This is a genomic window from Delftia sp. S65 (assembly GCF_016516495.1).
Lineage (GTDB): Bacteria > Pseudomonadota > Gammaproteobacteria > Burkholderiales > Burkholderiaceae_C > Comamonas > Comamonas acidovorans.
In genome coordinates this window covers 1-25,373 of the sequence record NZ_JACVUR010000054.1, presented here as the reverse complement: position 1 = coordinate 25,373, position 25,373 = coordinate 1, and the positions used below count along the sequence as shown (strand labels likewise).

Here is a 25,373-nt window from a genome sequence, read left to right as displayed (position 1 = left end):
TCCCGTGCAGCGGCCGGCTTCTGCCCATCGCCAGCCGCCGCCATCGACAACGATGGGCTTTTGCAACCGAAAGGACGATGCCATGACCGACATCATCAAGAACTTCTGGAAAGACGAAGAAGGCGCCACCGCCATCGAGTACGGCTTGATCGCCGGCCTCATCGCCGTGGGGATCGTGGTGGGCGCCACCGCGCTCGGCACCAATCTGAATGGGCTGTTCACCCGGATCGCCACCAAGCTCACCGGCTTCGTTCCCTGAGCGCCGGCTCCGGCGCGATCTGGCCGGGCTCGGGCGGGGCTTGCCTCCGCCCCCGGCGCCAAGGCATTTTGCAAACCGAAAGGACCATGCCATGACCGAAATGATCAAGAACTTCTGGAAAGACGAGGAAGGCGCCACCGCCATCGAATACGGGCTGATTGCCGGCCTGATTGCCGTGGGCATCGTCGTGGGCGCCACCGCGCTGGGTACCGATCTGAACGGACTGTTCAACCGGTTGGCCACCAAGCTCAACGGACTTGCCCCCTGAAGATGGAGTGGGCCTCGCTATGGCTGTGCGTCTGCATCACATGGCTCGCAACGATTGCGGTCATGGATCTGCGCATCCGGCGCGTGCGCAACTGGATGGTGCTGCTCGGCCTGGCCACAGGCGCGGCGGCACTGGCCAGTGGGGCGCAGCCGTTCCAGGTCTCGGCCTGGAACGCGCTGGCCGGACTGCTGGCGGGGTTTGTCGTGCTGCTTCCTTTCTATGCACTGCGCTGGATGGGAGCGGGCGACGTCAAGTTCGGCGCGGTCGCAGGGCTGTGGTTCGGGCTGAGCTTCGACCTGCTGCTGATCTGGACTGGCGGCAGCCTGCTGGCCGGCCTGCACGGCCTTCTGGTGCTGTCATTGCGCCACCTGAGCCACAGCCCCACCGGCCTGTGGCTGCAGGCCCGGCTGCCCCTGGCCTGGGCGGCCCGCCTGGCACCGCTGGGCGCTGCGTCTCAGCCCGCAGGCGCCACCGATGGACCGCGCCAGCCCCAGCGCTCCATTCCCTATGCCGGCTACATGGCCATTGCGGCCATCGCCCTGGCCTGGCGCCACAGCCAGCCGCTTGCCTGAACGGGAGATGCCCATGCAGATCGCTTTCCCCTCGCCACGCACCACACGGCCCGGCCCCGCCGCAAGCCGCCGCCGTGCGCTATCCGGACGCTTTCCTGCCCTGGCGGACCCTCTGCGCCATGGCAGGAAAGCGCCAGGGCAGCCCCCATGCCTGAACACCGTCGCCACCCACTTGCACCAGGAGCCCCAGCCATGAACCTCACCAAGATTCTTGCCGGACTGCTGGTGGGGCTGGCCCTCGTGCTCGCAGGCCTTGCCTGGCTGCTGGGCAGCCAGCCCGCACGCCCCGTGGCCCAGCCCTCGCCGGCCGCCTCGGCGCAGCCGGCCCCCGAGCCCGTGCCGCAGCATGCCGTCGTGGTCGTGGCCCAGGCCATTGCCGCAGGCCAGCGCATCGGCAGCGAGGATGTGAAGCTGGCCCAGCTGCCCGCCCCCGTACCCGGCAGCTTTGCCGCGACCGACGACGTGCTGGGCCGCACCACGCTGATGGCGCTCACCCCGGGCACCCCGCTGTTCGAGCAGCAACTGCTCAGCGGCCTGGCGCTGCAGCTGGAGCCGGGACAGCGCGCCCTGGCGATTGCCATCCGGGAGCAGATGGCCGCGGGCCACCATGTGCGCCCCGGCGACTTCGTGGATGTCTACTTCACGCTGGACGGCAAGTCCGACCAGGCCCCCGTGGACGCGCAGACCCGGCTGCTGCTGGCGCGCAGCCGCGTGCTGGCCTACGGCTCCGGCAGCGTGGAACGCCCACCCATGTCGGCCGTCCAGCGCCAGGCGCAGCAGGACAAGGAATCGGCAGGCTCGTCGCTGCGCCGCGCCAGCGCTGCGGATCAGACCGGCCAGCGCCCTGAGAACGTGCAATCGGCCGTGCTGGCCGTGCCGCTGGACGATGTGGAGCGCCTCACGCTGGCCGAGAAATTCGGCCAGCTCACCCTGGCGCTGCGCAACCCGGACGACCTGTCCGTGCCCGATCCCAAGCTCTTCGCCGCCCTGCCCAGCGCACTGCAGCCGGTGGCGGGCCGCCTCAGGAAAGACCAGGCACTGGAAGGTGCCGACCGCGCCTTCGCCGGCCTGCGCATGCAGGACCTGGCCACCGGCGCCGACGCCAGGAACATCCGCAAGCCTGCCGCCCAGCCCATGACGGCCTTCGCACCCGCCGTGCGGCCGCCGCCGCAGCGGGCCCCGCGCGAACGCACCGTGGAGCTGCACAACGGAGCCGCAGTGCAGATGGTGAACTACTGAGAACACACAACAAGAGGGAGATGCCATGAAGTGCAAGAACATCTCGACGGCCGGAGCAACACCGCTGCAGCGCGCGGTCTGGACACTGTGCGGCAGCATGGCCTTGCTGGCATTGCCGCCAGCGGTGTCGGCGCCTGCGGACACCGCTGCCGTCCAAGGCATGCACGCCCCCGGCGCCGGGGACATGCCCTCTGGCGATTCCCTGCAGCTGGTGGCCGGACGCCAGCACCTGATGCCGCTGGCCAGTATTCCGGGCCGCATCGCCGTGGGCGACCCCAATGTGCTGGACGTGAAACTGCTGCGCGCCACGCCGGGCTCCGGCGCCAGTGCCGGCTCCGGCTCCGGCGGCACCGAGCTGCTGCTCACGCCCAAGGCCCAGGGCAGCACCACGTTGGTGGTGTGGCCCCAGAAAGGTGGCGCACCCCAGCGCTGGGAGGTCCAGGTCCGCGGCCAGCACCTGCTGCTGGAAAAGCGCCTGACCTCGGTTCCAGAACATGCCCAGGCCGTGGCCGAACTGCGCCAGTACGCGCCCGCCCAGACGCTGCTGGTGGACAACGCGCAGATCGACGTCAAGAGCAACACCGTCCAGGTGGACGTGCAGGTGGTGGAGTTCAAGAAATCCGCGATGAAGCGCATCGGCGTCAACATCTACAGCGGCGGGCGCAACAACCAGGGCTTCAGCTTCGGCAGCTTCAGCCCCGGCGTGGTGGGCAGCATCAGCACCAATACCAACGGCACGGGGACAGGAACGGGAACGGGCAATACCGGCTCGGGCGGCACGGGAGGCACGGGCTCGGGCGGCGTGTCCAACAACACCTCGTCGGCCATTGCCAGCGCCATGAGCCTGGTGATGACCTTCGGCAAGGCCTTCAGCGGCGCCGGCATCGTCACGCAGCTGAGCATCCTCGAAGGCAATGGCATGGCGCGCGTGCTGGCCCGGCCGACCCTGCTGGCCCAGACCGGCCAGAACGCCAGCTTCCTGGCCGGCGGCGAGCTGCCGATCCCGGTGCCCGCGCGCGACGGCAACATCGCCATCCAGTACAAGGAATTCGGCATCAAGCTGCAGCTGACGCCCACCATCCTGTCGGACGATCGCATCGCCCTGAAGGTCTCGCCCGAGGCCAGCGACCTGGACTTCAACAGCGGCGTGACCATCAGCGGCGTCACCGTGCCCGCCATCCGCACGCGCCGCGCCGACACCTCGGTGGAGCTGGCCGATGGCGAGAGCTTCGTCATCGGCGGGCTGGTCAGCCGTGCCACCACCTCCAACGTCAGCAAGGTGCCGGTGCTGGGCGATCTGCCCATCCTGGGCACCTTCTTCAAGAACCTCAACTACACGCAGGAAGAGTCCGAGCTGGTGATCATCGTCACCCCGCGCCTGGTCCACCCGCTTCCCGCCAGCACCAATCTCGAAGCCCTGCTGCCCGGTGCGCAATCCGAGCAGCGCAACGCCGGCAAGGTCTGGCTGCCCTACCTCGCCGGCGGAATGAGCACCCAGACCGCCGTACCCGGCTTCTCGTACTGACGACATGACAAGCAAGCCCACCGCAACCGATTCGCCTGTGGACGCCACAGGCTCGCCGGCCATCGGCTCACCCACCTCGCTGGAGACCCTGCTGGGGCTGCGTTCCTCGGCCTCGCTGGCCGGCAAGCCGCAGCCCGGCACCGATGCGCTTGCGCAGGACAGATCACCGCTCGCGCAGGACAAGTCACCGCTGGACAGGATGCCCGCGCCCGCCGCGCCCCGCCCGACGCCGCAGCCGCTCGACAACGACCTGCAGGTGGAGCTGCTCTTCATCCACGCAGGCACCCCCGAAAGCTCGCTGGCCCAGGCCTGGCTGCAGCACATGCTGGACGGCGCACGGCTGCATGTGGCGCGGTTCCAGGACAACGTCACCGAGCAGGTGCAGCGCTACATGCCGCATGCCGTGCTCGTGCATTTCGACCCGCTGTCCACCGACGAGGCGGCCCACCTGGCCTCCCAGCTGCACATCTCCCACCCCCACCTGCCCTGCCTGGCCGTGGGCCGCACCAAGTACCCGCAGTGCATGCTGGCCGCGCTGCGCGCCGGGGTGCAGGACTTCCTCGACGTGGACGGCCCCGTGCAGGCCGCGCACCAGACGGTGATCGATCTGATCAAGCGCGTGCCCCCGTCGGCCTCGGGCATGCCCAACGCGCCGCTGACCGCCATCATGTCGGCCCGCGCCGGCCTGGGCAGCAGCCTCATGGCATCGCACTTGGCCTGGTACCTGCAAAAGCGCCTGCATGGCACGACGGCCGTGCCGGGCAAGGACGCCACGCCCCGCGAGATCAGCAACGAGACGCTGGACGGCCTGCTCATCGACCTGGGCTTTCCCAGCGGCGACTGCGGGCTGTACCTGGGCACGCTGGGCGACTTCGACTTCATCGAGGCCGTCAACAACCTGCGCCGCTTCGACCGGCGCCTGGCATCGACGGGACTGGCCCGCCATGAAAGCGGCCTGCGCCTGCTCACGCTGCCGCGCCAGCCCGCCCGCCTGCGCGACGTCTCCTATGCCGATGCCGACGCGCTGCTGCTGCGCCTGCGCCAGTACTTCCGCCACATCGTGGCCGACCTGGGGGCCGTCGTGCCCACGCAGCTGGCCATGCGCGTGGCGCTGCGCGCCAGCCAGATCTGGGTGGTCTGCGACCAGAGCGTGGCCAGCGTGGTCTCCACCACCGAGCTGCTGCGCCAGCTCGACGAGCAAAAGGTCGATCGCGAGCGCGTGCAGCTCATCGTCAGCCGGCACGACAGCCAGCTGGAGCTGGAGGCCCCGCAGATCGCCAGGCAACTGCAGCTGCCGCTGCTGGCCACCATTCCCGAGCGCCGGCGCGAACTGGTCCAGGCCGTCAACCAGGGCCAGCTGCTGCCCAGCCGGCTGCAGCGCGAGCCCTATGTGCAGGCCGTGGACAAGCTCGCCACCTTGCTGATCACCACCCACCACCAGGCCCATGCGGGCGATCAGGCCGCGCCCGCCCGGGGCCTGAACCGTTTCTTCCACCGAACAAGAAGCTGAACGCACCATGACGACCACGGCTTATTCCCATCTGGCCGACGCCCAGGCCAGCGAGTTCGAGCGAAGCGCGCTGTTCCTCGACCTGAAGAACCGCACGCACGAGCACCTGCTCAGCCGCATCGAGGAGCTGGGTGCCGAGTTCGGCCGTTGGTCGCAGGCCGCCATCGCGCAGTTCGTGCTGATGGAGCTGGACAGCTTCATCCGCCTGCACTCCGTGCCCGTCAACGAGCAGGAGGCGCTGCAGGTGGCGCGCGCCCTCACGCGCGAGCTCACGGGACTGGGGCCGCTGCAGCCGCTGCTGGAAGACCCGCTGGTCGAGGACATCCTCATCAACGGCCACGGCAACATCTACGTCTCGCGCGGCGGCGTGCTTCAGCGCGAGACGCTGCACTTCAAGGACGACGAGCATGTGCTGCGCATCGTGCGCCGCATCCTGGCGCCGCTGGGCCGGCGCCTGGACGAGTCCAGCCCCATGGTCGATGCCCGCCTGCCCGATGGCGGGCGCATCAACGTCATCATCGAGCCGCTGTCCATCGACGGTCCCTCGGTCTCCATCCGCAAGTTCCGCAAGGACCCGCTGACACCGCCCGAACTGGTGCAGTTGGGCACCTTCAACCAGGACATCTGCCGCATCCTGGAGATGGCCGTGCAGGCGCGCTGCAACATCCTGGTCAGCGGCGGCACCAGCTCGGGCAAGACATCCCTGCTCAATGCGCTGGCCAGCTTCATCCCGGGCAGCGAGCGCATCGTCTCCATCGAGGACACGGCCGAGCTGGCCCTCAACCACAACCACGTGGTGCGGCTGGAAAGCCGCCCCGGCGGCTTTGACGGCTCGGGCCACGTCAGCATCCGCGACCTGCTGCGCAACAGCCTGCGCATGCGGCCCGACCGCATCATCGTCGGCGAGGTGCGCGGCGGCGAGGTGCTGGAGCTGCTGCAGGCCATGAACACCGGCCACGACGGCTCCATGGGCACCATCCACGCCAGCTCCCCGCGCGAATGCCTGTACCGCGCCGAAATGCTGGCCGGCTTCGCGGGCTTTCAGGGCAGCGAGGTCAGCCTGCGCCGCCAGATCGCCAATGCCGTGGACTTCATCGTGCAGATCGGCCGCCTGTCCAACGGCCGCCGCCGCCTGCTGTCGCTGACCGAGGTCACGGGCATGACGGACAACATGATCTCCATGCAGGAGCTGTACCGCTACGAGCCCCAGGTGGGCCCTGACGGGCAGGAGATCGACCAGTGGGTGTCGCTGGGCATCTCGCCGCACTCGCCCAAGCTGCTGAGCTGGTGGCGCATGCAGCAGCAGACCGGCCACGGAGGCGTGCGATGACAGGCCTGGCACCCGCCGTCCTCATCCTCGGCGCGCTGGCCTGCCTGCTGCTGGCCCTGGCGCTGTGGGTGATCATGCGCGGGCGCCGCAAGGAGCATGAGCAGTCGATCAACCTGCACATGAAGCGCAGCGTGGACGGCCACCGGGAGGTGATCTCGCCCTCCCCGCCCATGGCCGAGCCCGCCTTCCGCGCCCCCGCGGCGCAGCCCGCGCCCTCACCCGCTGCCGTGCAGTGGCTGGCCCAGCGGCTGGGCGTCCAGTCCTGGGGAATCTCGTCCAACACCCTGGCCCTGTTCGCCATCACCGGCCTGGTGCTGGCCTTGCTGGCGACCAGCCAGGCAGGCGCTGCCGCGGGGCTGGTGGTGGCCGTGCTGTATGCCGTGGTGCTGGCCTTCGGCATCTGGCGGCGGCAGGCCAAGCGCCGCGAAAGACTGCTGCAGCAACTGCCCGGCTTCCTGGACAACATGGTCCGCCTGATCTCCATCGGCAACTCGCCCCATGCGGCCTTCCAGATGGCGCTGAACAACGTCCCCGATCCGCTGGGCGACGCGCTGCAGCAGGCGGCGGCCATGCTCAGCGCATCGCCCGACCTGGGGCAGGCCATGGGCCAGCTGGAGCGCAACTGGCGCCTGCCCGAATTCGGCCTGCTGGCCGCCGTGTTCCGCATGAGCGTGCGCTATGGCGGCCGCGCCGACCTGGTGCTGGAGCGTGTATCGGCCTACATCCGCGACCGCCAGTCCGCCGAGCGCGAGCTGCATGCGCTGTCCTCCGAGATCCGCATGTCGGCCTGGGTGCTGGCCCTGCTGCCCCTGGTGGTGGGGACGCTGATCATGGTGATCAACCGCGGCTACTTCATGCGCATGTGGAACGACGACAGCGGCCAGACCATGGTCCTGGTCGCCGCCGCCCTGGAGGCCCTGGGCGCCTTTCTTCTCTACCGGCTGGCCAAGCTGAGGTGAACCCATGACAGCACAGGCACAGGCACAGGCACAGGCACAGGCACAGGCACAGGCACAGGTACAGACCCACCCATCCGTCTGCGCAAGGAGCCACGCATGACCACGCAGCAACTGTGGATCGCCAGCATCAGCCTGGGCGCGCTGGGACTGGTGCTGTGGGCCTGCGCCCTGATGTGGAAGCTGTGGCGCTCTGCCCGTGCCTCCAGCCAGGTCGCCAGGATATTGCAGGCGCGCGATACCGCATCGACCCCGAAGGCCGCCACGAAGAGCGCCATGCAGGCCAACGATGCGCAGCTGCTCAACCCGCTGTCCATCAACGTGCGCTCCTCCGATTCGCCACAGGCGGTGGCCGCCAACCTCCCGCCCCCGGCCTGGCTGCAATGGGGCGTGGCCAAGGCCTTGCTGGCCGATGAGGACCGCAAGCTGCTGGACCAGGCCGGCGTGGGCACGCGCAACGGCAGCATGGCCTATGTGGCCAGCCGCATGGTGCTGTGCGTGGTCCTGCCCCTGCTGGCGCTGGGTGTGCTGCGCCCCGGCGAAAACGCGGCGCTGATCTACGGCTTTCTCGGGGTGAGCCTGGGGCTCATGCTTCCCAAATGGTTTCTGCGCTCGCGGGCCAAGGGCCGGCGCGAGCAGGTGGTCGAGGAACTGCCGCTGTTCGTCGACCTGCTGCGGCTGCTGCAGGGCGTGGGCCTGAGCGTGGACCAGAGCCTGCAGATCCTGGCCTCGGAATTTAAGAGCGTGCTGCGCGTCATCAGCGGAGAACTGGCCCTGGCCAACCAGCTCTACAACACCGGGCGAACGCGCGAGCAATCCTTCCAGCGCATGGTCAACATGAGCGCCGACGACGACATGAGCGCCATCGTCAACCTGCTGGTGCAGGTGGACAAGCATGGCGGCGCCGTGCAGGAGCCGCTGCGGGAATTCAGCATCCGGCTGCGCGAAAAGCGCCAGGCCAGCTTCAAGGAAAAGATAGGTTCCATCACCGTCAAGATGACGGGCGTCATGGTCCTCACGCTGCTGCCCGCCCTGCTCGTCATCACGGCGGGCCCCGGCTTCCTGGCCGTGATCAGGGCATTGACCACCATGGGAGGACGCTAGGCATGCGACACCAGGAAAACACCCGCGCAGGGCGGACGCCAGCACCGGCACCCCTTGCAACCCTTGCACCCCTTGCAACCCTGGCAGCCCTGACCTTGGCCCTGGCCGGCTGCGCCAGCAAGGGACCGCAGGGCTACGGCGCCCCTTCCGCGCAGCAGGAAACCGCCGCCCAGGCCCAGCAGCAATTGCAGAACGCCCAGCAGGCCACCCAGGTGGACAACGCCCAGACCTATCTGGACCTGATCACGCAGATGCAGCAGGCGGGCCAGTGGTATGCCTCGCTGGCGCACACCGAAGCCTTCGAGCAGCAGTACGGCGTGAACCCGGAGTCGCGCCTGATGCGGGCCGATGCGCTGCGCAACACCGGCCAGGTCGAGCAGGCCCGGCAGGCCTACCTGGCGCTGCTGCAGGGCGCCACCACGGCGCGGGCGCGGCGCGGCCTGGGCCTGCTGTACGCAAGCCAGGGCCAGTATGGCCAGGCCGTGGAGCAGCTGGACAAGGCGCGCCAGCTCAACCCCATCGACGCCAACGTGCTCAGTGACCTGGCCTACGCCCACATGCTCGACGGCCGGCTGGCCGCCGCGCAGATGCCCATCATGCAGGCCTCGCAACTCGCCCCGGCCAACGCACGTGTGCAGCTGAACATGGCGCTGTTCTGGCTGGCCAGCGGCAACCAGGCCCAGGCGTCGCAGCTGCTGCGCCAGCTGGCCCAGCCCCAGGCCAAGGGCGCCCTGCCCATGATCGACCAGACCTCGCTGCAGACCCTGCAGGCACAGCTGGCCAGCGTGCGCGATGCCGTGCGCCTGCGCGGCGACAGCCTGCCCGCAGAGGCCGGTGCCGGTGCCGGTGCCGGTGCCGCTGTGTCCAGCGTCCCTGTGCTGCCTTCTGTGCTGCCCCCTGCACTCCCCCCTGTGCCGACCCTGGGCACCCGCCCCGAAGCACGCGCCACCGAGGCCCTGCCCGAGACCCTGCCGGCCGGCATCACCCGGCGCATTCTTCTTTCCGAGCCGCCCGGCGCCGCAGGCGCAGCACCGGCCTCGCCACTTTGAGGAGCACGACATGCCAGACACATACCGCATGGACCCACCGCGCCGCACTGCAGTCGCCAACGCTCTGGCCCCCTGGCTGCTGGCCGCCGGTCTGGCCCTGCTTCCCACGGCCGCGCTGCATGCCCAGGCCTTTGGCGAGGTGCAGAGCCCGCCCGAGCAGGTGGATGCACGGCCCCATGTGTTCGCCGAGCCCTCCACCGACTCCATCCTGGTCGGCTACACGCTCTACACCAACCCCGATGGAACCGTGATGTACCTGCCCCGGCGCGAGATCGACATCGGCGGGGGCACCCTGCGGCTGCTGGAAATGCAGCACAGCCAGCCGGGCCAGCGTGCGCGCCCCATCGCGGGCGAGCAGGCGCGGCGCAGCTATGCGCGCTACCTCAAGAGCTTCGAGACGGAAATCCCCGCCCTGTACAAGACCGGCGTCGAAGCCGGCGGCAAGAACTGAGGCCGGCCCCGGCCACGGCTTGCAGGAACGACCATGACCCGGCGCCAACCCCGCACTCACCGCCCTCACCGATCTGCCAGCCTGCGGCAGCGGGGGGTGTATGCGCTGGAGTGGGCCATCATCTTCCCGGTGTTCTTTGCCCTGCTGTATGCCTGCATCAGCTACGGGCTGGCGTTCCTGGTGCGCGAATCCATGCAGGCCGCCGCCGAAGACGCCGCGCGGGCCACGCTGCGCTACCAGACCAGCCGCAGCGCCCGCCTGGACGCGGCCCGCAGCCTGGTGCAGCAGCGGCTCGACTGGCTGCCCGCCGACCTGAGGCCCACGGCTGGCAGCATCGACGTGCGCATCTGCAGGCTGCAGAACAGCGAACTGTGCTCGGCCACGCTGACCTGCGGCGTGCTGGTTGCCGAACGCTGCATGGTGCGCGTGGGCTTCACCATCCCTTATGGAACCAGCCCGATAGCGCCCGCCCTGCCGGGCTTCGGCCTGGTCATGCCCACCACGTTGACGGCCAGCGCCAACATCATGGTGGACAGGGGGGGGCTATGAAGCTCCCCCTGAGTCGCTTCGCGCCTTCCCCCTCTCTCGCTTCGCGGGAGGGGGGCATACGGGCCACCGGCGACACCCTCGGGGCGGGGCGGCCCTTCCTCGGTGTCCCTGGGTTGGGGCATGCCGTGCGTGGGGCACGCCCTGCTGCATCGGCCGAGTTCATGCAGGACACCGGCGATACCTTCGCGGCAGGGCTGCGCAGGCGGCAGCGTGGCGTGGCGGCGGTGGAGTTCGCGCTGATCGCCGGGGTGATGGTGATGCTGCTGATGGGCATGTTCGTGTACTGGCGCGTGCTGCAGGCACAGCAGTCGCTGGCGCGTGCCACGGGCGATGGTGCGCGCATGGTCCAGCATCTGGCCTTTGGCGGGATGGCGGGCTACAACCCGGCCAAGCCGGCCGAACGCGCCAACATCCTGCAGGCCACCAGCGATGTGGTGAACCAGAGCCTGGCGGCCAGCGGCATTCCAGCGGGCACGGCGCCCACCCAGATACAGATCAACTGGGGCACTTCCCAGGCCACGCTGAGCGTGGTCTACATGCTTCCCCCCGTGCTGGGCCAGGGCCTGCAGGTGGGCAGCCAGACCTTGGGCGAACCCACGCGCCTGGAGTCCCGCAGCCTGATCAGGCTTGCGCCCGGCAGCTAGACAGGAGGACCAGAGCATGCTCACCCACCTCCCCGCATCCGTACACCGCCCCCGAACGCGCCGGCAAGGGCGCCGACAAGGGCGCCGGCAAGGCGGCAGCCTGCTCGTGCAGTTCGCCCTGCTGGGCTCGGTGCTGTTCCTGTTGCTCGGCGTCGTGGACCTGGGCTACATGTACTACGCCAAGCGCGACCTGCAGCGCATTGCCGATCTGGCGGCCACCCAGGCGGCCCAGGCCATCAATGCCGAGCGCAGCAACCGCGCCGCATGCGTGACGGCGGGCGAGGACAGCATCACGGCCAACTGGCCGGTCCCGCTGACCCGCAACAGCACCCAGACCGTGGTCAGCTGCGGAAACTGGAACCCGGCGGACCCGGCACGCCAATCGAGCGGCGGCCGCTTCTTCGACGCCAGCTCCGGCCCGCTGAACGCGGCGCGCGTGACGGTGGGAGGCACCTCGCCCACCATCTTCCCCGGTCCCTGGAGCCGTGCCGTGGTGGCCGAGGCCATTGCCATGCGCAACGACTCGGTGGCGTCCTTCCAGGTGGGCTCGCAGCTGCTGCGCTTCAACAAGGACACGCCGCTGGGCGGGCTGCTGGGCCTGGTGGGGCTGGACGTGGGCATGCTGACCCTGCTGGACTCCAAGGGCCTGGCCGATGCCAAGATCAGCCCGGCCGGCCTGCTCAAGGCCCTGGGCGTGAACCTGGGCATAGAGCAGCTGCGCGCGCTGTCGCCCGAGGGCCTGGCCAACATCGCCAGCGTCACCCTGCTGAACGTGATCGACGCCTCCATCAGCGCCATCACCGACAACGCGCTGGCCGTGCAGCTCAATGCGCTCAAGACCCAGATCATCAACGCGGGCCTGAGCACCATCAAGATCCCGCTGGGCAGCCTGGATGACCAGAAGGGCCTGTTCGCCTTCCTGGGCGCCGGCCGCACCGATCCGCTGAACGCGGCCATGGATGTGCAGCTGGGCATTGGCGACCTGCTGAAGACGGCCATTGCCATCGGCGCCAACGGCCATGCGCTGCAGGCCAACCAGCTGGATGTGGCCGGGCTCATCAAGGGCCAGCTGACCATCGTGCAGCCGCCCACCATTGCCGTGGGCCCCGTCGGCACGCAGGGCTACAGCGCGCAGATCCGCCTGAACCTGAACGTGGACACGGACCAGCTGCTGGGCGGCGCACTCAAATGGCTGGTCAAGGACATCCTGGGCACCCAGGTCAAGCTGCCCATTGCCGTGGACATCACCAACGCCACGGGCACGCTGACCGCGCTGCAGTGCAGCGCCAGCCCGCAGACCATGGACCTGTCGGTCAAGTCCTCCATCCTCAACGCCTGCGTGGGCAAGATGGACCCCAACAACAAGCAAAGCTGCGAGAAGGGCCTGCAAAATGAGCAGCTCATCACCCTGCTGCACCTGCCCGTGCTGAACGGCAAGCTGTGGGTGCCGGCGCTGGAGTACACGGACTCCACCACGGGCCTGGGCATGGAGCCCGGCTACGAAGACCCGGCCGACCCCAACTGGTCCAAGACCAACCGCTCCACGCAGGTGAACCAGCTGGCGCTGGGCGACACGGTCAACAACATCGTCACGGGGCTGCTCAACCTGCTCAGCGGCCTGCTGCAGCCACCGAACAGCACGCCGACCGATATCACCACGCGCCTGCTGGGCTCCTACCTGGACGCCTCCATGGTGAACGGGCTCTACAACGTGACCAGCCTCACCAACCTGCTGCTCAGCGGGCGCGGCGTGGCCGGCGACAAGGACTACATGCCGCCGCTGCTCACGTCCAACTTCACGTTCAACAACGCCATCGCCAAGTCCTGCCTGCTGGTGGCCTGCCCGTCCTCCACCTGGAACAGCGGCACGTTCTCGGCCGCCCTCAACTCCTACACCAGCGTGCCCGGCGGCCTGCTGGATGTGCTGGGCATCTCCACCTACGACAACGGCTACCAGAGCTGCGCGGGCCTGCTCAGCTCGCTGCTCAACTGGAATGGCTGCGTCAAGAACAACGTGACCAAGCTGCTGACCTCGCACCCGCAGTACCTGTACGCGATCAACCCCAACAGCCCCGAGATCCAGTCCCTGCTCAACCGCGACAACAACCTCACCTGCACCGGCGCCCTGTGCACCCTGCTCAAGCCGCTGGTCACCACCGTGCTCAAGCCCATCCTCAACGGCGTGGGCACGCTGCTGACCAGCGTGCTCAAGGACACGCTGGGGCTGGAGGTGGGCCGCACCGACATCAAGGCCCTGTCCATCGGCTGCGACACGGCGCAACTGGTTTTCTGAACGGCAGGCAAGGCCATCCAATCCATGAATCGACAACGAGGGAATGCAACGTGAATCTGGACGAGCTCGTCATCTATGTCTGGGAAGGCCAGGCCGATATCGCCGAGCGGGTGGAGCGCTGCGTGCTCAACCTGGGCGTGGACGTGGTGCGCGCCGACGGGCTGACCCTGCCCGCCGACACCAGCGAGCTGGGCAATGCGATCGCCGTGGTCAGCGTCTCGGTGCTGGAGGGCGCGCGCTTCACGCGCCAGGGCGTGGAGGGCACCTTCGGCATGCCCGTGCTGTGGGTCAGCGCCAAGCAGCGCGACGCCAACGCCGGCACCTATGCCATGGAGTACTCGCATGTGCTGCCCTTCGACTTCACGGGGGCCGAGCTGCGCGCCATGCTGGTGCGCATCCTGCGGCGCATGCAGAGCAACCAGCGCCAGGTGCAGCGCTCGGAGGACATCATCGCCGTGGCCGACTGCATGCAGCGCCTGCTGCGCGACGTGGACACCTTTGCCGACTGCGAGCACAGCGTGCTCATCATCGGCGAGACCGGCGTGGGCAAGGAGCGCATTGCCGAGCGGCTGCACGAGCGCAACAACCGCTACGGCCAGGGCCCCTTCGTGGTGGTCAACTGCGGCGCCATCCCGGACGGGCTGTTCGAGTCCCTGTTCTTCGGCCATGCCAAGGGCTCGTTCACGGGCGCGGTGAATGCCCACAAGGGCTATCTGGAGCAGGCCAACGGCGGCACGCTGTTCCTGGACGAGATTGCCGACCTGCCGCTGTACCAGCAGGTCAAGCTGCTGCGCGTGCTGGAAGAGCGCGCCATCACGCGGCTGGGGTCGGCCGCCGCCGTGCGGCTGGACTTCCGGCTGGTGGCGGCCACCAACAAGCCGCTGCGCGGGCTGGTGCGCGAGGGGCGCTTCCGGGCCGACCTGTTCTTCCGCCTGGCCGTGATCGAGCTGCAGATCCCCAGCCTGGAGGAGCGCGGCGAGGCCGACAAGCTGGCCATCTTCCACGCCATCCTGCGCAAGGTGGTGGGCGAGGCCACGATGAAGGAGCTGGGCGAGGCGCCCTTCTTCATCCTCGACGCCGTGGCCCAGATGTACTTCCCCGGCAATGTGCGCGAGCTGCGCAACCTGGCCGAGCGCATCGGCGTGGCCGCCCGCCAGACGCGCGACTGGAACGCCGACGGCGCCACGCAGCGCATCCTGCAGCACGCCCAGGCCCTGTCGGCCACCACCTTCCCGCCGGACGCGGGCGCCGCCGAGCCCCTGCTGGCCGACCGCAGCAACTGGGACATGGACGAGCGCAACCGCATCATCGCGGCGCTCAACACCAACGACTGGAAGCGCCAGAACACGGCCCAGCACCTGGGCATCAGCCGCAAGGTGCTCTGGGAAAAGATGCGCAAGTACCAGATCAGCGACGGCGAGCCCGAAGTGCCCGTGCCGGGCTGAGCACGCCCTCCGACACATCCCCATCCCCCACGCCATGGAGACCTCCACGAACATGCAGGACAAGCCGGTCATCATCTTCGTCAGCGCCGTCTACCCCAGCCAGTACAGCCTGCTGTGCAGCCACCTTCGCGCCAGCGGCGCGGCCGACAGCTGGTTCATGACCATGCCCGGCCATGCCGAGAACTACGCCAGCCAGTGCGACCACCTGCTGTCGTTCCGGCCCGATGGCGACATCGTCGGCCCGCAAAGCTACTACTACTCCAGCAAGGTGGAGCGCTCGGCACGCATAGGCCGCGGCCTGCTGCAGGGCCTGCAGGCCTTCGAGAAGGAAAAGGGCAAGCGCATCGACGTGGTGGTCGCCCACTCGCTGTGGGCCGCGCCCAACCTGCTGTACGGCGAGATCGATGCCGCCATCGTCAGCTACATCGAGTTCCCCAGCTACCGCGTGCACGGCAACGAGCCCGACTACCCGCCCGACCTGTCCCAGCGCCTGGCCGACCGCAACATGGAAATGCTGCACTACCACCAGGTGCTGTGCAGCGACCTGACCATCACGCCCAGCGCCCATGCGCGCTCGCTGTTCCCGCCGCTGCTGCAGGAGCGCGTGGCCGTGCAGTTCGAGGGCTTCGACATCCAGGCGCCCGACGAGCAGGCCGAGCCACCGCCGCGCCAGGACACACGCTTCACCGTGGCCTTCTCATCGCGCGACCTGTCCAGCTCCAAGGGCTTCGAGACCTTCATGCGCCTGGTCGACCGACTGGTGCGCGAGGGCGACGGCCAGCAGATGCGCTTCATCGCCCTGGGCGACCCCACGGCCGTGACCTACGGTTACGAACAGCAGTGGGTGGAGCGCCGCTACCAGGGCAAGGTGGCCAGCTTTCGCGACCATCTTCTGCAGATCCACCCGGCCGCCCAGGTGGTGGAGTTCCCGGGCAAGCTGCCGTATGACGAGTTCGCGCGCACGCTGGCCTCGGTGGACCTGTTCCTCTACCCGCTGCGCTACGGCGTGGCCAACTGGGGATTGATGGAGATCCTGGCGCGCGGCGGCTGCGTGATCGGATCGAACTGGGGCTTTGTGCCGGAGCTGGTGCAAAACGATGTCAACGGCCTGCTGCTGCCCGACAGCGACGACGCCTGGATCGGCGCCATCCGCCAGCTGCGCGACGACCCGGCCCGGCGCCGGCGCTACGGCCGGGCCGCGCGCGAGACGGGCAAGCGCTTTCACATCTCCAACGTGGCTCCGCGCTTCATGGACCTGTTCCGCCTGGCCATGGCGCGGCGCAGGGCCGCCCCGCTGATGCTGGAGTGAGGTGCCGCACCGGCCCGGGCCAGGCGCGGGCCAGGCACGGGTCAGGCGCGACCCAGGCGCGGCCCAGGCCCGGGATCGGTCCAGGCCTCAGGCCCGCGCCTGCAGGAAAAATCCCGTGCCCATGCCGGTCTCGGCGGCCGACACCTCGGCTCCACCAGACACAGTGGAGGCCGCCACAAGAGCAGACATGCGCTCCATGCCGCTCCAGCTCAGGGCCATGTCCAGCTCGTCGCCGTCCTGCACCTCGGTCGCCTCCAGCACCTCCAGCACGTCTTCCACGCGCACCACCTGGTCCAGCAGGCCATGCAGCGAGGGCCGGGCGATGAAGAAGCCCTGCGCGCCATGGGCTCCCGCCAGCGCCACGGCCTCCAGGCCCTGGGCGGACTCGATGCCTTCCACGATCACGCAGGCGCCCCGGTCGGCGCACAGGCTGACCAGGCCCTGCATCATCCGGGCCGAAGGCCGGGCCTGCAGGCTCTGGTCCAGCACGGACTTGTCGATCTTGACGATGTTGGCGCGCAGCTTGCCCAGAATGTCCAGGCCGCCGCGCCGGGGCACGATGTCGTCCAGCGCCACGCGCACGCCCAGGATCTGCAGGTGCCGCACCAGGCCCAGCGCGGCCTTCTCGCAGGGGAAGGCGCCGGTCTCGGTGATCTCCAGCACCAGGCGCTGGGCGATCTCGGGCCGGTCCTCCAGGTAGTCGAACACGCCATCCCACCAGGCGTCGTCGCAGAACGAGGCGGCCGACAGATTGCAGCCCAGGCTGTGGCCGGTCTTCATCTCCAGCGCGCCTATCACCGACCACAGCACGCTGCGGTCCAGCCGCGCGGCCAGGCCCAGGCGCTCCAGCGCCTCGATGGCATGGGGCACGGCGTAGTTGTCGTAGGCAGAGAACACGCTGCGACGCAGCAGGCACTCGTGGTAGAGCGTGCGGCCCGCGCCGGCCCCACTGCCCCCGCCTGCCATGCCTGCAGGCTCCAGCAGCGTCACGGGCTGGAATGCCAGCGCCAGGTGGCCCAGCCGCAGATCGTCCAGCAGGCGGCCCGCCAACTGCATGTCGGCCTGGTAGGCCTTGATCAGCCTGGGGTGCATCCTGCGCACCGCCATGTCCTGGACGCCCGCCGTGGCGTGGCCCTTGCCGCGTATCTCGTGCAGGCCCGTCAAGGAGACGCAGCCCAGCGCCTGCACCTCGGCGCGCAGATAGGCCTGGCGCGCGCCGTCCACCACCGGGTCGCGCACCAGGGCGGACTCCAGCGCATGCATCCAGCCATGCCGGGCCTGATTGCCGGGCAGCACCGTGTCAGCCATCGTGCGGGGATCGAACCCCCGAACCAGCACCGTGTCGCCCGCACGCTCCAACGATTCGGCATCGATGCCCAGGCCCGTGAGCCGGTCCACGCAGGCCCGCATGGCCTCGTCGCAGAAGCCGTTGCCGTAGACGCTGCGCCAGGTCTGCAGGGGCGACAGCCAGATGGCCAGGTCCACAGGGGTGTCGCCGGGCGGAGCTTCGATGATGTCGTCGTGCATGGTGTGCTCCTTCATTCAACGGCCTGCAATGGGTTGTGAATAGCAGTGAAATCCGATCGCCCTGCGCCCCCGGCCGGATGGCCCGCCGCCGAGCACACCGGCATCCACGGCCGACAGCGCCAGGTCCACATGGCCGGCCACCAGGTCAAAGACCACCGAGCAGGCATCCGCCTTGCGGCTGAAATACGCCAGCGTGGCGTCCGTGCCACCAGCGAAGCTGCCCAGCAGCGCCTGCCCGTCCTGCTCCTGGAACACGGCCTGCGCGCCGCCCTGCTGGGGCACGATGACGCGGTCGCCCTGCTGCAGCACGGCGCCGGCCTGGGCCGCGATCACATCGTTGCGCCGCACGATGCGCACGCCCTCGCTCACGCGCGTGAGCATTGCCACCGGTGCCATCTGTGCATGCGCGCCTCCATCACCGGCCTCGCGCGCAGAGGCAAAGCCAGAAGCGCGCGGCACTGCCGCAGACGCAAACGAGGCTGGCACGTTCAACGGCTTGCTGCGCGCCCTGTCCGGGTGGGCGCGCAGTCGCGGCAGGGGCACGCCTGCAAACGACAACGAGACAGCGGCCATGGTTTCTCCTCCGAAAGACAGCGATCGATGGGGTGCGTGGCGCAGCACCCGGTTTTCCAGACACTGCGACAAGCTTTTTGCATCCTGTTGCAACAAGCGTGCCATGGGCCTGGACGTCTTCATCCAACGCAAAGCCATCTGTAACCTATTGATTTATTTGGACACCCACGCACAGCCGCCGCCATGTCACCCCGCGGCGTTACGGGCGATGTCACGTAACGCCGGCGCGCCACGGCGTTACTTTTCACGGCGGCCGCGCGGGGCGACGCGGCCCTGGCTGCCAGGCGCAGCCCCCCTTTCGGTGTATGTTCCAGCGCATCACTTTCAGGAGCCGGCCCTGTCCCCGCAAAAGTCCATCCAACGGGATCTGGTGATCCTCTGGCTCACCATCTCGGCCGTCGCCCTGGTGCTGGCGTGGCTGCTGCTGCTGCTGAGTCGGCAGGGCACCGACCAGCAGGTTTCCCGCGCCCGCGACGCCGCAGGCGTCAGCTGCAGCGCACTGCAGGCCGGGGCCGCGCGCATGGGGCTGGCGGGGTTGACGGCGGACACGCCCAGCGCACAGGCCCGGTCCGCCGCGCAGGCCGTGCTGGACCTGGCGCTGCGCGAGCGCCCGGGCATGGAAGGCGGCTTCTGGCGCGAGGGCCCCGGCGTGGTGGCCTATGCGTTTCCCACCTATGACGGCTCGGGCATCAAGCGCGATGCGCCCAGTGCGGAGATGGAGCGCATCGCCTCCACCGCCCAGCGCGCGCGGGACAGCGCGGGGCTGGTGACCGACCTGCGCCCCGGCCTGCGCGAGGCGGTGGTCTTTGCCGCCTGCCCGGCCCAGGCCGATGCGCCCGCCCTGGTGGCCTGGACGCTGATGCGCGTTCCCCTGATCAGCGCCGACGTGGTCAACCCCCTCATCCTTGCCGTCAGCCTGCTGCTGGGCATGGTCCTGGTCTCGGGCCTGTGGCTGGGCAGAATGCTCCGGCGCTGGCAGCGGCAGTCGGCACAGATGGAGCAGCAACTGCTCAGCGCCGAGCGGCTGGCCACGCTGGGCCGGCTGTCCGCAGGCCTGGCGCACGAGATCCGCAACCCGCTGGGCACCATGCGCATGAAGGCCGAGAACGCGCTGGCAGCGCCCGCGCCGCTGCGCGAAGCGCGCAGCCAGGGCGCCCTGGAGGCCGTGCTGGCCCAGACCGCGCGCCTGGAAGACCTGGTATCGAGCCTGCTGGCCTTGACCCAGCCCTTCCGAGTGCAACCGGAGCCGGTGGACCTGCAGCAGCTGCTGGAAGAAAGGCTGCAGGCACATGCCGAACTGGCCCAGGCCAGGGGCGTGCAACTGGCAACGGCAGTGTCCGCCGGCCTTGCCCGGGACCTGCAGGATGGGCGCCGCCCTCTGCTGGACCCCGTGCAGATGGCCCGGGCGCTGGACAATCTGCTTCTCAACGCCCTGGCGCACACGGCGGCCGGCGGCCGGGTGGAACTGGGCGCGGACCGCAGCGGCACCACCGTTTCCCACCGCAACAGCCCGCTGCAACTGTGGGTGGCCGATGACGGCACGGGCATTGCGCCCGAACTGCGCGACACGCTGTTCGAGCCCTTCACCACCGCGCGCCCCGGCGGCACCGGGCTGGGATTGGCGCTGGTGCGCGAAATCGTGCTGGCCCATGGCGGCCGCATCGCGCTGGGCAAGACAACACAAGGCACCCGCATAGAAATGGAATTTCCATGGCCCGCATCCTGATCGTTGACGATGACACGGCCTTCCGCGAAAGCCTGGCCGAGATGCTGGGCGACCTGGGCCACGCGGTCAGTGCGGCGCCCACGGTGGCGGCGGGGCTGCAGGTGCTGCAGGCCGGTTCGGTGGATGTGGCCATCGTCGATCTGCGCATGCCCGGCGAGGACGGGCTGGCCTTCCTGCGCAAGGCCCGCAGCCTCTCGCGGGCGCCCTGCATCATGCTCACGGCCTACGCCAGCGGCAGCAACACCATCGAGGCCATGCGCCTGGGCGCCTTCGACCACCTGACCAAGCCCATTGCCAGAACCTCGCTGGTCGAGGTGCTGGAGCGCGCATTGCTCAGTGCCGGCCAGGCCGGCAGCCCCGAGAACGTGGCGCAGAACCAGGAGCCGGAAGGCGATGAAGCCGAGCTGGTCAGCGGCAGCGAGGCCATGCGGCAGGTCTTCAAGCGCATCGGCCTGGCGGCGGACAGCGACGCCACCGTGCTGGTGCTGGGCGAGACCGGCACGGGCAAGGAACTGGTGGCCCGAGCCCTGCACCGCAACAGCGCCCGGGCGGAGCGCCCCTTCGTGGCCGTCAACTGCGCGGCAATTCCCGCCGACCTGATGGAAAGCGAACTCTTCGGCCATGTGAAGGGCGCCTTCACGGGCGCTGTCAGCGACCGCGCCGGGCGCTTTCGCGAGGCGCAGGGCGGCACGCTGTTCCTCGATGAAGTGGGCGACATGCCGCTGCCCACGCAGGCCAAGATCCTCAGGGCGCTGCAGGAGCGCGAGATCACGCCCGTGGGCGCCAGCCGGGCGCTGCCCGTGAACGTGCGCATCATCGCGGCCACGCACCGCGACCTGCCGGACGCCGTCAAGGAGGGGCGCTTTCGCGAGGATCTCTGGTACCGGCTCCAGGTCGTGCCCGTGCACCTGCCGCCGCTGCGTGAGCGCCTGGGCGACGTGCTGCTGCTGGCCGAGCATTTCCTGCGCCAAGGCGGCGGCGCCTCGCCCAAGCGCCTGGGTGCCGACGCCGCACGCCTGCTGCTGGCGCACGACTGGCCCGGCAACGTGCGCGAGCTGCGCAACGCCATGGAGCGCGCGGCCCTGCTGTGCCCCGGGCCGGTCATCGGGGCCGAGCACATCGGCCTGCAGCCTGCCGTGGCGCACGGGCCCGCCATCGACTGGAACGGCCCGCTGGCCGCCGCCGTCGCCCAGCTGGAGCGCGAAATGGTCACGCGTGCCCTGGCCGCCGCCACGGGCAACCGTGCCGAGGCCGCGCGCCGCCTGGGCCTGTCGCGCCAGCAGCTGTACCGCAAGCTGGCGGAGTTCGGGCTGGGCTGAGGCAGCAATGGGCACACGGACGGCGCCGCATGTGTCCGATACGGTGACACCGGCTGTCTCCACATCGGACACCGGGCCCGCAGCATCCGCTGCAAGCCCTTGATTTCATGAGAATTCCTGATGGCATGGCACTTGCATTGACGGATGCGTGTCCATCGCCAACCAAGGAGCCCTCATGTCCCGATTTGTTCTTTCCTCCGCCGTTCTGTGGCTGGGTTCCAGCGCATTGAATGCGCATGCCGTGCCGCCCGGTGGCTTCGCCCCTTCAGGCCCTTCAGCCCCTGCAGGGCCTGGTGCGCCGCACGCACAGGCCGTGCTCGAAAGCGCCGTCGCCCGGCTGCTGACCAATCCGTATGGAGAGGTGGACGGCCTGCGCCTGACCGACGGCACGGTGGTCCGGTTCCCGCCGCATATGTCCGACGCGCTCACGTCAGCCGTGAAGGTGGGCGACACGGTGCGCATCATCGGCCGCAGCGAAGCCGGTGGTGCGGTCAAGGCAGATGCCATCGTGAACTCGGCCAGCGGCCAGACCGTGTACGACCAGCCGCCCGCCCGCGACGGCGCGCACCCCATGCCGCCGCACCTGCGCATGGCCGGCCTGCAGACGCAGCAGGCCCAGGGCCGCATTGACGTCGTACTCACCGGCCCGCGCGGCGATGCCAACGGCGTCATCCTGTCCGACGGCGCCATCGTGCGCTTTGCCCCCCATGCGCTGCAGCAGCCGCTGCAGCCGGGGCAGCTGTTTGCCGCCTCGGGCCTGGGCACGCGCAACGCGCACGGCACCTCGCTGGAGGCCACCAGCATGGGTGCCAGCCTGTCGGACCTGCAGCCGCTGTACGACCGCGCGCGCTAAGACCACCGCCCGGTCCCCGGGGCCGGGCGGGCTCCTGCCCCTTCCTGCTGTTCTGCTTTCCTGCTTTCCCGCCTTCACCGAACCCCGCCATGTCCCCCAAGATCGCCCCCGTCCTGCTGCTGCTGATCTCCAACGTCTTCATGACCTTCGCCTGGTACGGGCACCTGAAGTTCGAGAACCGGCCGCTGTACCTCGTCATCCTGGTGAGCTGGCTGATCGCGCTGGCCGAGTACTGCTTTGCCGTGCCAGCCAACCGGCTCGGCCATGAGGTCTACAGCGCGGCCGAGCTCAAGACCATCCAGGAGGTGATCACGCTGGTGGTGTTCGCCGTTTTCTCCGTGCTCTACCTGGGCGAGAAGCTCACCCTCAACCACCTGGTGGGCTTCGGCTTCATCTGCCTGGGCGCCTTCTTCGTGTTCAAGGGCCCCCTGCGCTGAAGGAAGCCGCCATGCACCGCACACACCACCATGCGCGGCGCTGGCTGCCGGGGCTCAACTTCTTCCTGGCCGATGTGCGCGACGGCCTGGGGCCGTTCCTGGGCGTGTTCCTGCTCGCCCAGGGCTGGCGGCTGGACGACATCGGCTACGTCATGGCCCTGGGCGGCATCGCGGGCATGCTGGCTACCACGCCACTGGGCGCGCTGGTCGATGCCTCGCGCCGCAAGCGCCGGCTGCTGGCCGCGGCCATCGCCCTGCTGCTGGCGGGCAACCTGGCCATCTGGATCGCTCCGTCGCTGGCCGTGACGGCGGCATCGCAGGTCATCACCGGCGTGGTCGCGGCGCTCATCGCGCCCTGCCTGCTGGGCATCACGCTGCAGATCACCGGCCATGCGGACCTGCCCCGGCAACTGGGCATCAACGAAGCCTGGAACCACGCCGGCAACGTGGCCACGGCCGCACTGGCGGGGGCCATGGGCCTGCGCTGGGGACTGCCCTCCGTCTTCGTGCTCATGGCCCTGATGGGCTGCGCCTCGCTGGCCTGCCTGGCGCTGATGCGGCTGGATGAACCCCCGCAAGACACGCCGCCCCAAGAGCAGGCCGGGCCTTGCGCACCCGGCCTGCTGCACGTGCTCACGGGCACGCCGGCGCTGCGGGTGCTGGCCGTGGCCATGCTGCTGTTCCACCTGGGCAATGCCGCCATGCTGCCGCTGCTGGGGCAGGCCGCCGTGGCGCGCGGCCATGCCAACCCCAGCGGCTTCACGGCGCTGACCATCATCGTGGCGCAACTGGTCATGATCCCCATGGCCCTGCTCGCCGGGCGCCACGCCCAGCGCAGCGGCTACTGGCTGCTGGTCAAGGCGGCGTTGCTGTCGCTGCCGCTGCGCGGCCTGGTCGCCGCCACCTGGGATTCGGACTGGGCGCTGATTCCCGTGCAGGTGCTCGACGGCGTGGGCGCCGGGCTGCTGGGCGTTGCCCTGCCAGGCCTGGTCGCGCAGACGCTGCGCGGCACCGGCCACGTCAACGCAGGCCTGGGCGCCGTGATGACGCTGCAGGGCCTGGGCGCGGCCGCCAGCCCGGCACTGGCGGGCTGGATTGCGCAGCGCTTCGGCTTTGATGCGGCCTTTCTTTCGCTGGGCGGCATCGCGGTGCTGGCCCTGGCGCTGTGCTGGTTCGGCACGCCTGCCGAACCAAGGGCCGCACACCTCCAGCCAAAGACCTGACATCAGGCCATGCGCGGCCAGCTTTCAGGGCATCTGGAAACATTTGAGGGCCTGGAAACATAGGAGAATTCCTAGGACCCGAATCAGAACCCGCGCCATCGCGGACTTGCCTCCCAGCGGCCAGCGCCTGCCGCCCCCGAATGACTGTCAAGAACAAGAAGCCTTCCGCGCGCAAGCGCAGTTCCTCCACCGCCTCCAAGAAGAAAGCCTCCGGCCGCAGCGGACTGTGGCGATCCATGTTCGCCGCCCTTGTGGCGGCAGCGGGCACCTTCCAGATCGCCAGCTGCAGCCTGGACCCGAACTGGCACCCCAAGCTTCCCGAGCCGCCCTTCCTGTCCACCCTGCCCATCCCTGGGCTGGAGCACCTGCGCAAGCAGCCGGAGACAGGTTCGGGCACGGCCTCCGGTGGCGGCAGCCCGCCAGCCGGCAGCATGGCCACGGGCTTTTCGCACTGCCGGGATTTCTTCCCCGGTGGCGAGCCCCCTGCCTTGCAGATCCAGCCCCAGCAGCGCGAGCTGTGCTTCAGCGCCTTTGCCGTGCTGCACAGCGGCCAGACCAAGACGCCCGTCTTCGTGGTGGAGCGCCTGAACCGCAAACTGCTGGACCAGGGCCAGGGCCTCAAGCGCAGCGACAAGTTCTATGCCGATGCCCGCCTGCCCCGCGCCGAGCGCGCCGAGCTGGACGACTACCGCCGCTCCGGCTACTCGCGCGGACACATGGCGCCGGCCGGCGACATGTACTCCCCCGAAGCCATGGCCCAGAGCTTCAGCCTGGCCAACATGGTTCCGCAGGACCAGACCCACAACGGCGGCGTCTGGAGCAAGGTCGAGCAGGACACGCGCCGCTACGCCCAGCGCGCCCAGGGCGATGTCTATGTGTTCACCGGGCCGGTGTTCGACGGCCAGCCGCTCACCATCGGGCCGGGCAAGGTCCATGTGCCCAGCCACATTTTCAAGCTGGTCTACGACGCGAGCACGGGGCGTGCCTGGGCGCACTGGCAGGCCAATAGCCCGGATACGCGGATGAGTGCGCCGATCAGTTATGAGGAGTTCACTCGGAGGACGGGGATGCCGTTGTTGGCGGGGGTGATGAGGGGGCGCAGCTAGTCTTCTGGCGTGGGCCAGGGGGCTGCTTCTTGCCCCTGCCGGGGGGTTGTTTTTCGAGGCCGGGTCTCGGCCCGGCGGCCGACTGCCCTTTCTTGATTCGCCAAGA

24 protein-coding genes are annotated in these 25,373 nt (G+C 69.3%); 22 read left to right on the top strand and 2 right to left on the bottom strand.

Annotated features, from left to right (window positions below; genetic code table 11):
* Positions 1 to 82 precede the first annotated feature (82 nt).
* The 16 genes from IAE24_RS26955 (at position 83) to IAE24_RS26880 (ending at position 16,503) form a co-directional block, all read left to right on the top strand.
* Positions 83 to 259 (top strand): Flp family type IVb pilin, encoded by a 177-nt coding sequence (locus tag IAE24_RS26955; protein ID WP_013803749.1) that lies wholly within the window; start codon positions 83 to 85, stop codon positions 257 to 259.
* Positions 260 to 350: 91 nt separating this feature from the next.
* Positions 351 to 527 carry a Flp family type IVb pilin gene (locus tag IAE24_RS26950; protein WP_012203998.1) on the top strand — a complete coding sequence of 59 codons (177 nt, stop codon included), beginning with the start codon at positions 351 to 353 and terminating at the stop codon, positions 525 to 527.
* A gap of 2 nt (positions 528 to 529) precedes the next feature.
* Positions 530 to 1,099: an A24 family peptidase gene (locus tag IAE24_RS26945; RefSeq protein WP_013803751.1), complete on the top strand. Its 570-nt coding sequence runs from the start codon at positions 530 to 532 to the stop codon at positions 1,097 to 1,099.
* A 192-nt stretch (positions 1,100 to 1,291) separates the two neighbouring features.
* Positions 1,292 to 2,338, top strand: coding sequence for a Flp pilus assembly protein CpaB (gene cpaB / locus IAE24_RS26940; protein WP_199962139.1), 1,047 nt, complete (start codon positions 1,292 to 1,294; stop codon positions 2,336 to 2,338).
* 25 nt (positions 2,339 to 2,363) lie between these two features.
* Positions 2,364 to 3,863: a type II and III secretion system protein family protein gene (locus tag IAE24_RS26935; protein ID WP_123692616.1), complete on the top strand. Its 1,500-nt coding sequence runs from the start codon at positions 2,364 to 2,366 to the stop codon at positions 3,861 to 3,863.
* A gap of 4 nt (positions 3,864 to 3,867) precedes the next feature.
* Positions 3,868 to 5,373: an AAA family ATPase gene (locus IAE24_RS26930; RefSeq protein ID WP_088166964.1), complete on the top strand. Its 1,506-nt coding sequence runs from the start codon at positions 3,868 to 3,870 to the stop codon at positions 5,371 to 5,373.
* Between the two features lie 7 nt (positions 5,374 to 5,380).
* Positions 5,381 to 6,703, top strand: coding sequence for a CpaF family protein (locus IAE24_RS26925; protein WP_012203993.1), 1,323 nt, complete (start codon positions 5,381 to 5,383; stop codon positions 6,701 to 6,703).
* Positions 6,700 to 7,662, top strand: a complete 963-nt coding sequence (locus IAE24_RS26920) for a type II secretion system F family protein (protein ID WP_034391047.1) — start codon at positions 6,700 to 6,702, stop codon at positions 7,660 to 7,662. Before IAE24_RS26925 ends, IAE24_RS26920 begins: the two co-directional genes overlap by 4 nt.
* Positions 7,663 to 7,758: 96 nt before the next feature.
* Positions 7,759 to 8,763: a type II secretion system F family protein gene (locus IAE24_RS26915; RefSeq protein WP_199962140.1), complete on the top strand. Its 1,005-nt coding sequence runs from the start codon at positions 7,759 to 7,761 to the stop codon at positions 8,761 to 8,763.
* A 2-nt stretch (positions 8,764 to 8,765) separates the two neighbouring features.
* A complete protein-coding gene (locus tag IAE24_RS26910) occupies positions 8,766 to 9,812 on the top strand; it encodes a tetratricopeptide repeat protein (protein WP_199962141.1) in 1,047 nt (348 codons plus the stop codon).
* 10 nt (positions 9,813 to 9,822) lie between these two features.
* On the top strand, positions 9,823 to 10,263 hold the full coding sequence (locus tag IAE24_RS26905) for a DUF3613 domain-containing protein (RefSeq protein WP_034391041.1): 441 nt from the start codon (positions 9,823 to 9,825) through the stop codon (positions 10,261 to 10,263).
* Between the two features lie 33 nt (positions 10,264 to 10,296).
* On the top strand, positions 10,297 to 10,812 hold the full coding sequence (locus IAE24_RS26900; RefSeq protein WP_199962143.1) for a TadE/TadG family type IV pilus assembly protein: 516 nt from the start codon (positions 10,297 to 10,299) through the stop codon (positions 10,810 to 10,812).
* A 125-nt stretch (positions 10,813 to 10,937) separates the two neighbouring features.
* Positions 10,938 to 11,456, top strand: a complete 519-nt coding sequence (locus tag IAE24_RS26895) for a TadE/TadG family type IV pilus assembly protein (RefSeq protein WP_224986531.1) — start codon at positions 10,938 to 10,940, stop codon at positions 11,454 to 11,456.
* A 16-nt stretch (positions 11,457 to 11,472) separates the two neighbouring features.
* Entirely contained in the window at positions 11,473 to 13,749 is a 2,277-nt protein-coding gene (locus IAE24_RS26890) for a TadG family pilus assembly protein (protein ID WP_071954613.1), read from the top strand.
* A 50-nt stretch (positions 13,750 to 13,799) separates the two neighbouring features.
* Complete coding sequence (locus IAE24_RS26885) at positions 13,800 to 15,194, top strand: sigma 54-interacting transcriptional regulator (protein WP_013803762.1); 1,395 nt, start codon at positions 13,800 to 13,802, stop codon at positions 15,192 to 15,194.
* Positions 15,195 to 15,228: 34 nt separating this feature from the next.
* A complete protein-coding gene (locus IAE24_RS26880; RefSeq protein WP_199962145.1) occupies positions 15,229 to 16,503 on the top strand; it encodes a glycosyltransferase in 1,275 nt (424 codons plus the stop codon).
* Positions 16,504 to 16,590: 87 nt separating this feature from the next.
* On the opposite strand, the gene IAE24_RS26875 is transcribed toward IAE24_RS26880, so the two are convergent.
* Positions 16,591 to 18,030: an EAL domain-containing protein gene (locus tag IAE24_RS26875; protein WP_199962147.1), complete on the bottom strand. Its 1,440-nt coding sequence runs from the start codon at positions 18,028 to 18,030 to the stop codon at positions 16,591 to 16,593.
* A 15-nt stretch (positions 18,031 to 18,045) separates the two neighbouring features.
* The gene (locus IAE24_RS26870; protein ID WP_043781120.1) at positions 18,046 to 18,603 is read right to left on the bottom strand and encodes a hypothetical protein; all 558 of its coding nucleotides are present in this window, start codon (positions 18,601 to 18,603) and stop codon (positions 18,046 to 18,048) included.
* 301 nt (positions 18,604 to 18,904) lie between these two features.
* Here IAE24_RS26870 and IAE24_RS26865 point away from each other — a divergent pair, with 301 nt between their 5' ends.
* From IAE24_RS26865 to IAE24_RS26840, 6 genes are all read left to right on the top strand, one after another.
* Complete coding sequence (locus IAE24_RS26865) at positions 18,905 to 20,329, top strand: sensor histidine kinase (protein ID WP_199962149.1); 1,425 nt, start codon at positions 18,905 to 18,907, stop codon at positions 20,327 to 20,329.
* Positions 20,314 to 21,648 carry a sigma-54-dependent transcriptional regulator gene (locus IAE24_RS26860; protein WP_199962151.1) on the top strand — a complete coding sequence of 445 codons (1,335 nt, stop codon included), beginning with the start codon at positions 20,314 to 20,316 and terminating at the stop codon, positions 21,646 to 21,648. The genes IAE24_RS26865 and IAE24_RS26860 overlap by 16 nt, the downstream gene beginning before the upstream one ends.
* Positions 21,649 to 21,823: 175 nt before the next feature.
* Positions 21,824 to 22,501 carry a hypothetical protein gene (locus tag IAE24_RS26855; RefSeq protein ID WP_199962153.1) on the top strand — a complete coding sequence of 226 codons (678 nt, stop codon included), beginning with the start codon at positions 21,824 to 21,826 and terminating at the stop codon, positions 22,499 to 22,501.
* Positions 22,502 to 22,590: 89 nt separating this feature from the next.
* On the top strand, positions 22,591 to 22,938 hold the full coding sequence (locus IAE24_RS26850) for a DMT family protein (RefSeq protein WP_012203978.1): 348 nt from the start codon (positions 22,591 to 22,593) through the stop codon (positions 22,936 to 22,938).
* An 11-nt stretch (positions 22,939 to 22,949) separates the two neighbouring features.
* Positions 22,950 to 24,161, top strand: coding sequence for an MFS transporter (locus IAE24_RS26845; protein WP_199962154.1), 1,212 nt, complete (start codon positions 22,950 to 22,952; stop codon positions 24,159 to 24,161).
* 140 nt (positions 24,162 to 24,301) lie between these two features.
* Entirely contained in the window at positions 24,302 to 25,267 is a 966-nt protein-coding gene (locus IAE24_RS26840) for a DNA/RNA non-specific endonuclease (RefSeq protein ID WP_199962157.1), read from the top strand.
* Positions 25,268 to 25,373: the final 106 nt, after the last annotated feature.

Excerpts from the sequence above, each read along its gene's own strand:
- IAE24_RS26955 (WP_013803749.1), top strand. The coding sequence starts at position 83 with ATGACCGACATCATCAAGAACTTCTGGAAAGACGAAGAAGGCGCCACC.
- IAE24_RS26905 (WP_034391041.1), top strand. The coding sequence starts at position 9,823 with ATGCCAGACACATACCGCATGGACCCACCGCGCCGCACTGCAGTCGCC.
- IAE24_RS26950 (WP_012203998.1), top strand. The coding sequence starts at position 351 with ATGACCGAAATGATCAAGAACTTCTGGAAAGACGAGGAAGGCGCCACC.
- IAE24_RS26840 (WP_199962157.1), top strand. The coding sequence starts at position 24,302 with ATGACTGTCAAGAACAAGAAGCCTTCCGCGCGCAAGCGCAGTTCCTCC.
- IAE24_RS26890 (WP_071954613.1), top strand. The coding sequence starts at position 11,473 with ATGCTCACCCACCTCCCCGCATCCGTACACCGCCCCCGAACGCGCCGG.
- IAE24_RS26845 (WP_199962154.1), top strand. The coding sequence starts at position 22,950 with ATGCACCGCACACACCACCATGCGCGGCGCTGGCTGCCGGGGCTCAAC.
- IAE24_RS26850 (WP_012203978.1), top strand. The coding sequence starts at position 22,591 with ATGTCCCCCAAGATCGCCCCCGTCCTGCTGCTGCTGATCTCCAACGTC.
- IAE24_RS26880 (WP_199962145.1), top strand. The coding sequence starts at position 15,229 with ATGGAGACCTCCACGAACATGCAGGACAAGCCGGTCATCATCTTCGTC.
- IAE24_RS26875 (WP_199962147.1), bottom strand. The coding sequence starts at position 18,030 with ATGCACGACGACATCATCGAAGCTCCGCCCGGCGACACCCCTGTGGAC.
- IAE24_RS26870 (WP_043781120.1), bottom strand. The coding sequence starts at position 18,603 with ATGGCCGCTGTCTCGTTGTCGTTTGCAGGCGTGCCCCTGCCGCGACTG.
- cpaB (WP_199962139.1), top strand. The coding sequence starts at position 1,292 with ATGAACCTCACCAAGATTCTTGCCGGACTGCTGGTGGGGCTGGCCCTC.
- IAE24_RS26935 (WP_123692616.1), top strand. The coding sequence starts at position 2,364 with ATGAAGTGCAAGAACATCTCGACGGCCGGAGCAACACCGCTGCAGCGC.
- IAE24_RS26920 (WP_034391047.1), top strand. The coding sequence starts at position 6,700 with ATGACAGGCCTGGCACCCGCCGTCCTCATCCTCGGCGCGCTGGCCTGC.
- IAE24_RS26910 (WP_199962141.1), top strand. The coding sequence starts at position 8,766 with ATGCGACACCAGGAAAACACCCGCGCAGGGCGGACGCCAGCACCGGCA.
- IAE24_RS26915 (WP_199962140.1), top strand. The coding sequence starts at position 7,759 with ATGACCACGCAGCAACTGTGGATCGCCAGCATCAGCCTGGGCGCGCTG.
- IAE24_RS26945 (WP_013803751.1), top strand. The coding sequence starts at position 530 with ATGGAGTGGGCCTCGCTATGGCTGTGCGTCTGCATCACATGGCTCGCA.
- IAE24_RS26925 (WP_012203993.1), top strand. The coding sequence starts at position 5,381 with ATGACGACCACGGCTTATTCCCATCTGGCCGACGCCCAGGCCAGCGAG.
- IAE24_RS26900 (WP_199962143.1), top strand. The coding sequence starts at position 10,297 with ATGACCCGGCGCCAACCCCGCACTCACCGCCCTCACCGATCTGCCAGC.
- IAE24_RS26855 (WP_199962153.1), top strand. The coding sequence starts at position 21,824 with ATGTCCCGATTTGTTCTTTCCTCCGCCGTTCTGTGGCTGGGTTCCAGC.
- IAE24_RS26860 (WP_199962151.1), top strand. The coding sequence starts at position 20,314 with ATGGCCCGCATCCTGATCGTTGACGATGACACGGCCTTCCGCGAAAGC.
- IAE24_RS26930 (WP_088166964.1), top strand. The coding sequence starts at position 3,868 with ATGACAAGCAAGCCCACCGCAACCGATTCGCCTGTGGACGCCACAGGC.